10 protein-coding genes are annotated in these 13,777 nt (G+C 61.4%); 5 read left to right on the top strand and 5 right to left on the bottom strand.

The features are described 5' to 3' along the window. The first annotated feature begins 60 nt into the window (after positions 1-60). On the top strand, positions 61-1,764 hold the full coding sequence (locus ACP7DE_RS03395) for a lactate permease LctP family transporter (protein WP_426070734.1): 1,704 nt from the start codon (positions 61-63) through the stop codon (positions 1,762-1,764). 513 nt (positions 1,765-2,277) lie between these two features. Here ACP7DE_RS03395 and ACP7DE_RS03390 read toward each other — a convergent pair. Then, positions 2,278-2,511 carry a DUF3563 family protein gene (locus ACP7DE_RS03390; protein ID WP_426070733.1) on the bottom strand — a complete coding sequence of 78 codons (234 nt, stop codon included), beginning with the start codon at positions 2,509-2,511 and terminating at the stop codon, positions 2,278-2,280. Positions 2,512-2,814: 303 nt separating this feature from the next. Between ACP7DE_RS03390 and fucP the strand changes: the two genes are divergently transcribed. Then, positions 2,815-4,119, top strand: a complete 1,305-nt coding sequence (gene fucP, locus ACP7DE_RS03385; protein WP_426070732.1) for an L-fucose:H+ symporter permease — start codon at positions 2,815-2,817, stop codon at positions 4,117-4,119. 51 nt (positions 4,120-4,170) lie between these two features. Here fucP and ACP7DE_RS03380 read toward each other — a convergent pair whose 3' ends face one another. Next, entirely contained in the window at positions 4,171-5,064 is an 894-nt protein-coding gene (locus ACP7DE_RS03380; protein ID WP_426070731.1) for a LysR substrate-binding domain-containing protein, read from the bottom strand. 159 nt (positions 5,065-5,223) lie between these two features. Here ACP7DE_RS03380 and ACP7DE_RS03375 point away from each other — a divergent pair, with 159 nt between their 5' ends. Next, positions 5,224-6,717, top strand: coding sequence for an acetyl-CoA hydrolase/transferase family protein (locus ACP7DE_RS03375; protein ID WP_426070730.1), 1,494 nt, complete (start codon positions 5,224-5,226; stop codon positions 6,715-6,717). Positions 6,718-6,800: 83 nt separating this feature from the next. Here ACP7DE_RS03375 and ACP7DE_RS03370 read toward each other — a convergent pair whose 3' ends face one another. Beyond that, positions 6,801-7,463 (bottom strand): TetR/AcrR family transcriptional regulator, encoded by a 663-nt coding sequence (locus ACP7DE_RS03370; RefSeq protein ID WP_426070729.1) that lies wholly within the window; start codon positions 7,461-7,463, stop codon positions 6,801-6,803. Between the two features lie 300 nt (positions 7,464-7,763). Here ACP7DE_RS03370 and ACP7DE_RS03365 point away from each other — a divergent pair, with 300 nt between their 5' ends. Together ACP7DE_RS03365 and ACP7DE_RS03360 are read left to right on the top strand one after the other, a co-directional pair. Beyond that, positions 7,764-8,885: a M14 family metallopeptidase gene (locus ACP7DE_RS03365; protein WP_426070728.1), complete on the top strand. Its 1,122-nt coding sequence runs from the start codon at positions 7,764-7,766 to the stop codon at positions 8,883-8,885. 12 nt (positions 8,886-8,897) lie between these two features. After that, positions 8,898-9,362, top strand: coding sequence for a CYTH domain-containing protein (locus ACP7DE_RS03360; protein ID WP_426070727.1), 465 nt, complete (start codon positions 8,898-8,900; stop codon positions 9,360-9,362). Between the two features lie 143 nt (positions 9,363-9,505). Here ACP7DE_RS03360 and ACP7DE_RS03355 read toward each other — a convergent pair whose 3' ends face one another. Further along, positions 9,506-10,759: a DUF2863 family protein gene (locus tag ACP7DE_RS03355; RefSeq protein ID WP_426070726.1), complete on the bottom strand. Its 1,254-nt coding sequence runs from the start codon at positions 10,757-10,759 to the stop codon at positions 9,506-9,508. Between the two features lie 213 nt (positions 10,760-10,972). Then, a complete protein-coding gene (gene acnA, locus ACP7DE_RS03350) occupies positions 10,973-13,693 on the bottom strand; it encodes an aconitate hydratase AcnA (protein ID WP_426070725.1) in 2,721 nt (906 codons plus the stop codon). Between the last annotated feature and the right edge of the window lie 84 nt (positions 13,694-13,777).

The following is a 13,777-nucleotide window of genomic DNA, read 5'->3' as shown; positions in this document are numbered from 1 at the left end:
CACAATGACATCAAAAAGCCGTTTTTTCACTCAACCCGCATCCACCGGAGGAGACCCGACATGCAAACCTGGACCCAACTTTATACACCGTTCGGCAGCTTGTGGCTGTCGTCGCTGGCGGCAGCCGTTCCCATCTTCTTCTTCATCGCCCTGGCGGCGCTGCGCATCAAGGGCCACGTGGCGGCCGCCGTCACCCTGGCGCTGGCGCTGGCCGTGGCGATTTTCGCTTACGGCATGCCCGTGCCGCAGGCGCTGGCGGCGGCCGGCTACGGCTTCGCGTACGGCTTGTGGCCCATTGCCTGGATCATCGTCACGGCCGTCTTCCTGTATAAAATCGTCGTCAAGACGGGGCAGATCGACATCATCCGCGCTTCCGTACTGTCGGTCACGGACGACCAGCGCCTGCAGGTGCTGCTGATCGGCTTTGCCTTCGGCGCCTTCCTGGAAGGCGCGGCCGGCTTTGGCGCGCCCGTGGCGATCACTTCGGCCTTGCTGGTGGGTCTGGGCTTCAACCCGTTGTACGCGGCTGGCTTGTGCCTGATCGCCAACACGGCGCCCGTGGCCTTTGGCGCCATGGGCATCCCCATCATCGTGGCGGGCCAGGTGACGGGCATCGACCCGTTCCTGATCGGTGCCATGGCGGGCCGCCAGTTGCCGCTGCTGTCGCTGCTGGTGCCGTTCTGGCTGGTGTTCATGATGGATGGCTTCCGCGGCGTGCGCGAAGTATGGCCGGCCGCGCTGGTGACGGGCGGCAGTTTCGCCGTGACCCAGTACTACACGTCCAATTACATCGGCCCGGAGCTGCCGGACATCACCTCGGCCCTCGTCAGCCTGGTGTCGCTGACCTTGTTCCTGAAGGTGTGGCAGCCGAAGAATGCGAAAGTGGCCCATGCCGTCGGCGGCGGCACGGCCGCGCTGTCCGGTTTTGGCGGCGGCGCGGGCAAGGCGGACGTGCGCGGCAGCGGCAACCGCGCCGCCTCGCCCTACACGACGGCGCAGACCATGCGCGCCTGGGCGCCGTTCGGCCTGCTGACGGCCATCGTCACCGTGTGGAGCCTGCCCGGCTTCAAGGCCCTGTTTGCCGCCGGCGGGGCGCTATCGAGCCTGGTCATCAAGATCCACGTGCCCTACCTGGACCAGTTGGTGATCAAGAGCATGCCCATCGTGACCGTGCCGAAGGCGTATGACGCCGTCTTCAAGCTCGACCTGCTGTCGGCCGTGGGCACGGCGATTTTGCTGACGGCCGTGCTGGCGATGTGGATGCTACGCATGAAGCCGCGCGATGGCCTCAAGGCGTTCGTGGAAACCGTGGTGGAATTGCGTCGTCCCGTGCTGTCGATCGGCCTGGTGCTGGCGTTTGCCTTCGTTGCCAATTACTCGGGCATGTCGTCCACCCTGGCCCTGCTGCTGGCCGGCAGTGGAGTCGCCTTCCCGTTCTTCTCGCCATTCCTGGGCTGGCTGGGCGTCTTCCTGACCGGTTCCGACACGTCCTCGAACGCCTTGTTCTGCTCCCTGCAAAACACCACGGCGCACCAGATCGGCGTGTCCGATACCTTGCTGGTGGCGGCCAATACGACGGGCGGCGTGACGGCGAAGATGATTTCGCCCCAATCGATCGCCGTCGCCTGCGCCGCAACGGGCCTGGTGGGCAAGGAATCGGACCTGTTCCGCTTTACCTTGAAGCACAGCCTGTTGTTTGCTGTCATCATCGGCATCATTACCATGCTGCAGGCGTATGTGTTCACCGGCATGATCCCGCATTAAGCGGTCCGTAAAAGTACGTAGTAAAACTAGATGAATTGACAGTGAAACGTGCAGAGGGTCATGAAAATGACCTGATGCACCGCAGCATAGCGAGACAGGCCCGGCGCAATGCCGGGTCCGCGGCGATGCCGTCGGCATCCAGACCCGACCTCAGCAGAGGCAGGCGAGGCAGGCTGATGCAGGCCCCCTCGATCAGGCGCGCCGACATGGTGCGCACCGTTACACGCAAGGCCGCCACAGTCGGCAGGCCGTCGGGATTGAGCAGGGGTCATTCGCCGAGTCCCCGATAGATGCGGATCTCATATTGCACTGGGGCAAGATGATAGCTTGCAGCAGGGCGGTGTTCAGTGAGGCGGCGCGCAGGCTGCCGGCGATGGCGAGGATGGTAATGGGCGTTCGCATCCCGCCTGTGTAGCCCATCCTGTGCTCAAGCGCAAGGCGAGCGGGACGGCGCAACCGATGTTGCAACAGCCGATGAGTGGCTGCGATGAGCTGCTGGGTACTGCGTCACTCTTAACGGCTCAGGCCGCTCATCCAGCTGGGCTGCGGATTGGCACGGGCCAATTCGCGCATGCGGTATTCCAGATCGTAACGGTCGGTCGATTCGGCCAGGTAGGCTTCTTCGTAAGCGCGTTCGCGGCGGTCGCTGTTGTGGTTCAGCCAGGCGCCAAGACGTTTGGCGGCGTGAACCAGGGTGGCGACGATATTGCTGTTTTGCGTGGTGTGATAGCTAAATGCGGTAGACATGGCAGACTCCTAGTGTGGCGTGCCGCGTTGTGCTGCACTGCAATATAAGTATAGCGATTTCAAGTTATAAGGCTACTTTTGTTTTCGAATGTCAGCTATTCAATTATCGAATAATTGATGGGAAACCTGCGCAATCCGGGGCCTTTCGGGCATAATGCGCTCGCAGCAAGGTAGTTTTACTACGCGCTCGACCTTGCAAAGATGTTGCTTTCAAACACGAGCGCTGCCGCTGCCTGGCGGTGTCCATGCAAGCGGTGGGTCAGGGCAGGGCATGACAATCTTGGATAGAACAATGGAGAAAGTATGGAACACGTAAAGCAGGGGCTGGGTGCATCGCGCGCGCAGGCCGGCACGCAAAACAATACAGGCGCCCTGATCATTGTCACGGTGCTGTTTTTCATGTGGGGACTGCTGACCTCGCTCAACGATGTGCTGATTCCCCATCTGCGCTCGATCTACACGCTGACCTATGTACAGGCGATGCTGGTGCAGTTCTGCTTCTTTGGCGCCTATGCCATCGTCTCGCTGCCGGCCGGCATGCTGATCAAGAAGATCGGCTACCAGCGCGGCGTCGTCGCGGGCTTGCTGATCGCGGCCGCCGGCTGTGCCATGTTTTACCCGGCGTCCACCGGCAGCTATGCGCTGTTCCTCCTGTCCTTCTTCATCCTGGCGGCCGGCATCACCGTGCTGCAAGTGGCGGCCAATCCCTACGTGACGGAACTGGGCGACCCGCAGACGGCGTCGAGCCGTTTGACCCTGACGCAGGCGTTCAACGCGCTGGGCACCACGGTGGCGCCGGCGCTGGGCGGCATGCTGATCCTGTCGGGCACCGTGCTGACGGTGCAGCAGTTCGACTTGCTGCCGGCGGCCGAGCAACTGGCCTACCGCGCCAAGGAAGCGGCCTCCGTACAAGGTCCATATCTGGTGCTGGCCGCTACCCTGGTGCTACTGGCGGTGCTGTTCGCACTGGCAAAACTGCCGAAGATTTCGCATGCCGACGATGCCGCTAGCCTGGCGCAGGATGGCCACAAGGTCTCGATCTGGTCGCACCGCCACCTGGTGCTGGGCGCGCTGGCCATCTTCCTGTATGTGGGCGGTGAAGTCAGCATCGGCAGCTTCCTGATCAACTTCCTGGGCGAGAGCCATATCGCTGGCCTCAGCCACGCTGACGCCGCCTATTTCGTCAGCTACTACTGGGGTGGCGCCATGCTGGGCCGCTTCGTCGGCTTTGCCGTGATGCGCTATGTCAGCCCGGGCAAGACCCTGGCCTTCAACGCCGCCGTCGTCATCGCGCTGATCCTGGTCGCCGTGTTCTCCAGTGGTCACACGGCCATGTGGGCATTGATCGCCGTCGGCCTGTTCAATTCCATCATGTTCCCGACCATCTTCAGCATGGCCTTGAACAAGCTGGGTGCGCAAACGGGACAAGGATCGGGCATCCTGTGCATGGCCATCGTCGGCGGCGCCATCGTGCCGTTCATCCAGGGCTTCCTGGCCGACCACATCAACCTGCAACTGTCCTTCCTCGTGCCGGCCGTGTGCTACACCTTTATTTTGTACTTCGGCTGGAAATACGCCAGCATGTACAACGACGACGCCGCCAAATAAGCTGCGCTGTCATGATCAATCGAAAAGGTGGCCTCGGCCACCTTTTTTTTGTCAGTGCGCGAATTGCGTGCCCAGCACGTCTTGGCACACCTCGAGCCAGGCGCGCGCCGCATGCGACAGATAGCGCCCGCTCCAGATATGCGCCACCTGCCATGCCACCTCCGGCTCGACTAGGCGCACCGCTTCCAACGGTTCGCCGGCCAGGCGGTGGATGAACGGTTCCGGCAGCAGCGCCACACCCAGGCCTGCCGAGGCCATCGCCACCAGCCAGTCCCATTGACCGCTCTGCGCGGCGATGGTCGGCGTGAAGCCCGCTTGCGCGAAATGCTGGCGCAGGCTGCGCGTGAGGGCGAAATCATCTTTTAACAGCACCAATGGCAGCTCGGCCAGCGCCTTGAAGGGCAGTGTCGTGCGTTTTTTTTGGAACGTGCCCGGTTCGGCCAGGGCCCAGATCGGGTAGTTGGCCACTTCCACGGCCACGAGGTCCAGTTCCGGGTCTGCCGGCAACACCGTCATGCCGATTTCCAGCTCGCCGGCCGCCACCTTGCGCTCGATCTGCTGGCCCGTGTCTTCCTGCAGGGTCAGGCTGATGTGCGGGTGGCGCGCGCGAAAGGCCTTCAATACAGGCGTGAACAGCACATTGATCATGGGTGGGATGCCGACCGTCAGGCTGCCGCGCTGCAAGGCCTGGGTGTCGCGCACTTCGAGGGTCAGCTGGCGCATATTGGCCAGCATTTCCTGGCCGTGCTGGTAGACGATGCTGCCCGTGTCCGTCAGGGTCAGCTTGCGCCCGTCGCGTACCAGCAGCTGGGCGCCTACTTCCTCTTCCAGCTGGCGCACCATCTTGCTGATGGTGGACTGGGTCAGGTGCAGCGATTCTGCCGCCTGCGTAAAGCTCGACAGACGCACGGTTTCGACAAAATAGCGCAGGGAACGGATATCCAAGATGGGGCTCGCCTCGGCGAAGCATGAAAATATCGACTGGGTTTGGCGAAATTAATTCATGCCATGCATGTAGCCGGGATTTTATACTGAATCCACTTATGGGGTTGGTGTATGACAGCCATCCAGTTTGAGAATATTAAGAATATCAGGAGCATCACGATGTACGAGGACCGTATCCGCCACCCAGGCTTGCTCAGCAAAATCATGAGCGCCGATGAGGCAGCCAAATTGTTCCACAACGGCATGCGTGTCGGCATGAGCGGCTTTACCCGTGCCGGCGACGCCAAGGCCCTGCCGCGCGCGCTGGCTGAGCGCGCCCTGCAAGATCCCTTGAGCCTGACCCTGATCACGGGCGCGTCGCTGGGCAATGGCAGCGACGGTCTGATGGCCGAGGCGGGCGTGCTGGCGCGCCGCATGCCGTTCCAGGTCGACCCGGTCTTGCGGGGCAAGATCAACAACGGTGAAGTCATGTTCATCGACCAGCATCTGTCGGAAACGGCCGAGCAGCTGCGCTCGGGCAACCTGGCCGCCGTCGATATCGCCGTCATCGAAGCGACGGCCATCACGGCCGCCGGCACCATCATCCCGACCATGTCGGTGGGCAATTCCGCCGCTTTCGCTCAGCAGGCCACGCAGGTCATCATCGAAATCAACCTGTCCACGCCGCTGGCGCTGGAAGGCTTGCACGACATTTATATTCCGCAAGCCCTGCCGGGACGCGAGCCGATTCCCCTCACGCGCGTCGACCAGCGCCTGGGCAGCACGGCCATTGCCATCGATCCCGCCCGCATCGCCGCCATCGTCATCACGGACAGCCCCGACAGCCCGTCGAACGCCTTGCCGCCCGACGCGGAAACGCAGGCGATTGCCGGCCACGTGATCGCCTTCCTGCAAGGCGAAGTGGCGGCCGGGCGCATGGGTCCGGAATTGCTACCCCTGCAGGCGGGCATCGGCACCATTGCCAATGCCGTGCTGCATGGCCTGATCGGCTCGCCCTTCCAGAACCTGACGATGTATTCGGAAGTGCTGCAGGATAGCGCCATCGAACTGCTCGACTCGGGCCAGCTGGCGTTCGCTTCGGCCTCGTCGATCACCCTGTCGGCGGCCGTGCATCAAAAGCTGATGGACAATATCGACCATTACCGCTCGAAGATCGTGCTGCGCCCGCAAGAGATCAGCAACCATCCTGAAATCGTGCGCCGCCTGGGCATCATCGCCCTGAACACGGCGCTGGAATTCGATATCTACGGCAACGTCAATTCCACGCACGTGTGCGGCACGCACATGATGAACGGCATCGGCGGCTCGGGCGACTTTGCGCGCAACGGGCAAGTATCGATGTTCGTGTCGAAATCGGCGGCCAAGGGCGGACGCATTTCCAGCGTCGTGCCGATGGTCTCGCATGTGGACCATACGGAGCATGACGTCGACGTGCTGGTGACGGAGTGGGGCTATGCGGATTTGCGCGGATTGGCGCCGCGTGAACGCGCGCCGTTGATCATCGAGCGTTGCACGCACCCCGATTACCGTGCTCAATTGCGCGCGTATTACGATGCTGCATGCCAGCGCGGCGGCCACACGCCGCACATCCTGGAGCAGGCGCTGTCGTGGCATACGCGCTACCAGGAAACGCAGAGCATGCTGGCAGCGTAATCGACCTGCTTAGCATGCCAGTGGGGCAGGGCGGCGCATCACCGCGCCTGTCCGGCTTGGCGCACCTTGCGCCAGATCAAGGGTCAGTCCGCTGGCGCAAAGCGCAGGCGGATGCCTTGCGTGACGACGGCCAGCAAGTCGTCGATATGCGCCTTCATTTCCGGGTGCGGCGTCCATGGGTCGCCCGCATCCATGACGATGCGCAGGGAAACGAGGCCGTGCAGCGATTGCCAGAAGATTTGCGTCATCGTATGCAGCGCCGGCTCGTCCTGGCGCACCTTGCCCGCCTGCGCCAGCTCGCCGAACAGGTGCAGCGCATAGGCGTAAGGATCTTGCTCGATATTGCCGTGTTCCACTTCGACGGCGTCGATTTCCGCATGCGGGCGCAATTCCATGAAGATCAGCGAATATTCGTCGGGATGCTGGAAACCGTACTCGATGTAGGCGCGGCCGACCAGGCTGATGCGATCCCACGGATCGTTGCTGTTGGCGCAGGCGGCACGCATGGCACGCACCAGTTCCAGCAAGTCCTTGTCCATGGCCTGGGCGATCAAGGTGGCCTTGTCGCGGAACAGGGCGTACACGACCGTGGTGGAAAAACCGGCGGCTTCGGCCACCTTGCGGATGGAGACGGCGCGCGCGCCGCCCTTCTTGATGAGATCCTTGACGACGTCGATGATGTGCTCGCGCCGCGCCTGGGCCTCGCGTAACTTTCTTTCCTGAATATTGGTCAACTTCTTGTCCACGACTCTTTCCTGGCGACACTATGAAAGCAAGAATTATAGGGTGGCGACGGGCTGCCAATGTGTCTGGCATTGTTACAATTCAGTTTTTTGTCCGGTCGATGCGACAGTGCACCGATTTTTCGCCCTTTTGCCCGGCGCTTTTCCATCGATGCCACGCATTGGTGCATAAATCGCCCGCCCAGGCTTTGCGAACGGGGCCAAAGGGCGGAAAATAGCGGAATAGCATACACTGCGTTTTTAGCGCGACGGCGGTAGCCCACGAGGCAGCGCCGGAACACTTACATTGGACGGTATCATTATATGACCATTAAAATCAGCCAAAACTTCGACTCGGGTGCCATCGACGTGGTGAGCGCCACCAGCTTTGCTGCCATCGACCTGAATTTGCGCAAGGATAGCCACGCCGATATCCACCAGTGGTTCCATTTCCGCTTGCAGGGCGCGCGTGACCAGGCATGCACGCTGCGCATCCTGAACGCGGGCCAGGCCACCTATCCGGCCGGCTATGAAGGCTACCAGGCCGTGGCCAGCTACGACAGCGAAAACTGGTTCCGCGTGCCGACCTCGTTCGATGGCCAAGTCATGACGATTTCGCATACGCCGGAACTCGACAGCGTGTACTACGCCTATTTCGAACCGTATTCGTGGGAGCGTCATTTGCGTCTGCTGGGCGAAGTGGCCGAGCATCCGCTGGCGCGCGTGTCCGACCTGGGTAGCACGGTCGACGGCCGCGACATGAATATGGTCACCATCGGCAACCCACAGGCGGAAAAGAAAATCTGGGTCATCGCGCGCCAGCATCCGGGCGAATCGATGGCTGAATGGTTTGTCGAAGGCCTCATTGACTCGCTGCTGGACGACGCCAACCCGATCGCGCGCAAGCTGTTGCAGCGCGCCGTGTTCCACATCGTGCCGAACATGAATCCGGACGGTTCCATCCGCGGCAACCTGCGCACGAATGCGGCCGGCGCCAACCTGAACCGCGAATGGATGACGCCATCGCTGGAGTCCAGCCCGGAAGTGCTGTGCGTGAAAAACAAGATCCACGAAACGGGCGTCGACATGTTCTTCGACATCCACGGCGATGAAGCGCTGCCGTACAACTTTGTGGCCGGTAACGAAATGCTGGAAAACTTCACGCCGGCGCAAGCGGCGCACCAGAAAGCTTTCATCGAGCGCTACAAGCAGGCCAGCCCTGATTTCCAGGACAAGTTTGGCTACGCGGCCAGCAAGTACAAGTCGGACATGCTGACTCTGGCGTCGAAATACATCGGTCACCACTTCGGCTGCCTGGCGCTGACCCTGGAAATGCCATTCAAGGAAAACGCTGACTTGCCGGATCCTGCCGTGGGCTGGAATGGCGCGCGCAGCGCGGCACTGGGTGCGGCCATGCTGCAGCCTATCTTGCTGTCGCTGGATTGAGCGGCGTTGATCATGGGCGTCGAGATCGAGCGTAAATTCCTGTTGCAAGGCGATGCCTGGCGCGGCCTGGGGCAGGCGGTGCTGCTGCGCCAGGGCTATTTGTCGTCCGCGCGCGAGCGCGTGGTGCGCGTGCGCATCGAGGGGCAGCAGGCGATGCTGACCATCAAGGGCGCGAACGTGGGCGCGACGCGCGGCGAGTGGGAGTATCCGATTCCGCTGGCCGATGCTGTCGAACTGCTCGACGGCCTGTGCGAACAGCCGCTGATCGAAAAGTACCGCCATCGCATTGAACACGCGGGCATGGTATGGGAAGTCGACGAGTTCCTGGGCGCCAACGCGGGCTTGATCGTGGCTGAGATTGAACTGGCCTCGGAAGCCCAGCCCTTCGAGAAACCTGGCTGGGTCGGCGCGGAAGTGTCGGGCGATGCGCGCTACTACAACGCGAATTTGATCCGTCACCCGTTTTCACAGTGGTGATGGCGCGATAAGCGCGGCTTGACATGCAAAAAGGCGGAACCGAGGTTCCGCCTTTTTGTTTTTAAACGTCGTTTAATCAAGGTATCGACACCTCTTCAAACCGTAGCGGGCTGCGCAGTAGGTTTGAAGAGTGTGTCATCAGATCAATGGAAGTGTTCGGTGCCTTGCGGCGTATCTTCCGGCATTTCCGCATGCGCCAGCTCACCCACGGGATCGGCAAACAAAGGCGCGCCGCAATCGTCGCAGTATTCACCGACAAAACGTTCCGCATGGCGCTTGATCTGCGTCACGCCGGCCGCGTTCAGGTGCTCGATGATTTCATCGACGGGCGTCTTTTGCTTGTCCAGCGCGGCAATGCCGACCTGGATCAGGCCTTCGATTGGCGTGCCATCCTCGTCTTCCTGGCCATACAGGGGCCAGACGATGCCGTAGATGACATCCGGCGTCTGGCGCAGGGTGAAGGCGATGCGGTACTCGTCGACCTGACCATCGGCCGCTTCTTCGCCGAAGCCGGCGATGACGGCGCGCAGTTCGGACGCTTCGATGGCCAGCGTGTGCGTCAGGTAGTGCACGGCGGCGCGCACGGAGACGGGGCGTATCAACTTGTCCGCTTCGCGGCAGGCCACGTAGTACGCTTCCGGCAACAGCAACTCCAGGCCGCAGCCGGGCAGCAGGCGGGCGATGGTTGGCGTCGCCTGCGCGCGCCATTGTTCCAGGGCGGCGCTGCGCTCGGCGATGAAGTCGAGCTGGCTAGCCGGCGTCTGCCAGCGGAACAGCGGTGCACCAGCTGGCGCCACCACGGCCACCAGCAGGTAGCGCGTGTCGGCCAGGAAGGGCGCCGTTTCGGCCTCTTTGCTTGAGGGCTTGACGGCCGTGCCTTTCAGGGCGGCCAGTGCCAGCTTCTGCGTCTTGGCAAATGTCTCGACGTGGCTGCGCGGCAGCTGGTCGATCGAATACAGGGTCGGCGCCATGGCCATCTTCGTGCCATCGGCCAGCAGGTGGGCGGCAAAATGCGCGGACAATACGCCGTGCGCATCGCCGGCTATGGGGCCGGAAGCGATGGAGAAGCGCGTCCACGCGAGGATGGGCACGGCCACCAGCAGGGCGTCGTAGCGCACCTCTTCATGCGTGATGACGGTCGATTCGCTGACGGCTTCAACGCAGTCCATCAGCACGTCGTAGGCGTTCAAGTCTTCCTTGAACAGGCTCCCCAGGGTGTTGTCGATGGTGTCCTGGTGGCCGGTTTTGAGTAATTTCTGGAGCTGCGTATCCAGGCTGTGTTCCCAGGACCGCTCTTCGAGACGGCTGGCTGCTTGTACGATCGCCTGGGCAAAGGTGACCAGGCGCTGGCTGTCGGCAGTCAGTTTATGGGATGAATCTTTGGAAGGACGACGCATAGCGGGATAAGAGTCTCGGAAAGTGAAAAAAATGGATCAGTCAAACAATGATAAACCCTTATAACCGTATTGTAGAGGATTCGGCCGCACGCAATACGTAAGCTATCCTCAGATCATGCCAATAGTCGAAATTTCAAGGAAAAACGGGGCGTAGGGACAAAAAAAAGCGCCGGTCGAAACCGGCGCTCTTGTCTTGCCTCACAGCTGGGCTGATTACTCGGCCAGCAGTTGACGCAACACGAATGGCAGGATGCCGCCATGCTTGTAGTAATCAACTTCGATAGGCGTATCGATGCGCAGCAGCACTTTCACGTCGACGCTGGTGCCGTCGGCGCGGTGGATTACCAGGGTGGCCAGTTGCTGTGGCTTGATTTCGCCTTCGAGGCCTTTCAGGTCGAAGGTTTCATTGCCGGTGATGCCCAGGGTTTGCACGCTGTCGTCGCCGATGAATTGCAGCGGCAGTACGCCCATGCCCACCAGGTTCGAGCGGTGGATACGCTCGAACGAACGGGTGATCACGGCTTTCACGCCCAGCAGCTGGGTGCCCTTGGCTGCCCAGTCGCGCGACGAGCCCGTACCGTACTCTTCGCCGCCGAAGACCATGGTTGGCGTGCCTTCAGCAACATATTTCATCGCTGCATCGTAGATCGACATCTGTTCGCCAGAAGGCTGGTGAACCGTGATGCCGCCTTCGACTGCCGAACCGTCTGCCTTGGCAGGGATCATGCGGTTCTTGATACGCACGTTGGCAAACGTGCCGCGCATCATGATTTCATGGTTGCCGCGACGCGAGCCGTAGGAGTTGAAGTCCGCTTTCAGGACGCCGTTTTCCTTCAGCCATTTGCCTGCAGGACCATTTTCCTGGATCGAGCCGGCTGGCGAGATGTGGTCGGTGGTGATGGAATCGCCGAACACGCCCAGTGCGCGCGCGCCTTCGATGCCGGTGGCGACGGCCGCTGGCGTCATCGAGAAGTTGTCGAAGAACGGCGGTTCCGCGATGTAGGTCGATTTCGGCCAGTTGTAGACTTGACCGGACACGGTGGTGACTTTTTCCCACAGCTTGCCTGGCGCGCCCTTGACGTCGGCGTAGTTGTCCTTGAACACCTTGGCGTTCATGGCGAACTTCATCATGGCCGACACTTCAGCCGAGGTCGGCCAGATGTCGCCCAGGTAGACGTCCTTGCCGCCCTTGCCCTTGCCGACAGGTTCCGTCATCAGGTCGCGCGTCATGTTGCCGGCGATGGCGTAGGCGACGACCAGCGGTGGCGAAGCCAGGAAGTTCGAGCGGATGTTCGGGTGAATACGCGCTTCGAAGTTGCGGTTGCCCGACAGCACGGCCGAGGCGACGATGTCGTGCGTGGCAATCGCTGCGTTCAGCTCAGGCGTCAGGTCTCCCGCATTGCCGATACAGGTGGTGCAGCCGTAGGCGGTTACGCCAAAGCCCAGTTTTTCCAGGTACGGCAGCAGGCCGGCAGCGGTCAGGTACTCGGTCACGACGCGCGAGCCGGGAGCCAGCGAGGTCTTGATGTGCGGCGCGACTTTCAGGCCGGCTTCGACGGCTTTCTTGGCCAGCAGGCCGGCAGCCAGCATCACGCTCGGGTTCGAGGTATTGGTGCACGAGGTGATCGCGGCGATCAGCACGTCGCCGTTCGAGACTTTCACGCCATTCGTCGTTTCGTACACGGCGTTCAGGTCGGCCGGATTCTTGTTGAAGCCGTTTTCCGTGGTTGGCTTGGCGAACAGTTCGGCGAAGTTCGCCTTGACGTTGCCGATTTCGATACGGTCTTGCGGGCGTTTCGGGCCGGCCAGCGACGGAGCGACCGTAGCCAGGTTCAGTTCCACCACGCGTGTATAGTCGATGTCGCCGGCTTTTGGCACGCCGTACAGGTTTTGCGCCTTGAAGTAGCTTTCGAACGCGGCGATTTCAGCCTTGCTGCGGCCGGTGCCCTTGAAGTAATCGATGGTCGCGTCGTCGACCGGGAAGAAGCCCATGGTCGCGCCGTATTCCGGTGCCATGTTGGCGATCGTCGCGCGGTCGGTCAGGGTCAAGGACTCCGTACCTTCGCCGAAGAATTCGACGAACTTGCCGACGACTTTTTCTTTGCGCAGCAGTTCGGTGATGGTCAGTACCAGATCGGTGGCGGTGCAGCCTTCGCGCAGCGCGCCGGACAGGTTCACGCCGATGACGTCAGGCGTCAGGAAGTAGACCGGCTGGCCCAGCATGCCGGCTTCCGCCTCGATGCCGCCCACGCCCCAGCCGACCACGCCGATGCCGTTGATCATGGTGGTGTGCGAGTCGGTGCCGACCAGGGTGTCGGGGTAGTACACGTCGCCGGCTTTCTTGCCTGCGTGGTGCACGCCGCGCGCCAGGTATTCCAGGTTGACCTGGTGGACGATGCCGAAGCCTGGTGGCACGACGCCGAAGGTGTCGAATGCCTGCATGCCCCATTTCATGAACTGGTAACGCTCGTTGTTGCGCGAGAATTCCAGTTTCATGTTCAGGTCCAGCGCTTTCTTTTCGCGGTAGTGATCGATGGTCACCGAGTGGTCGACTACCAGGTCGACCGGCACCAGCGGTTCGATTTTCTTGGCGTTGATGCCCATCTTGGCGGCCACGTTGCGCATCGCTGCCAGGTCGGCCAGCAGGGGAACGCCGGTGAAGTCTTGCAGCACAACGCGCGCCACGACGAACGGGATCTCGTCGGTGCGCTCGGCGGTCGGGCTCCAGCTCGCCAATTGCTTGACGTGTTCTTCGGTGACTTTTTTGCCGTCGCAGTTGCGCAATACCGATTCGAGCACGATGCGAATCGACACTGGCAGGCGGGAGACATTGATGCCCAGGCTTTTTTCCAGCGCAGGCAGGGAGTACAGCTTGCCCTTCTTGCTATCCGAAATATTAAAGTCCTTGAGCGTGTTCAGAGTGTTGCGGGACATGACCTCTCCTTGTTGGGTATCGTCTATTTATTGATTATTCAAATTACAAAACATGACTGAGCCCCCGAAGAGGCCCTTGCTACG

It is taken from the genome of Janthinobacterium sp. DSP2-3-3 (genome assembly GCF_049897325.1).
Classification (GTDB): Bacteria; Pseudomonadota; Gammaproteobacteria; order Burkholderiales; family Burkholderiaceae_D; genus Janthinobacterium.
This window is presented reverse-complemented; position numbering and strand designations above follow the sequence as displayed.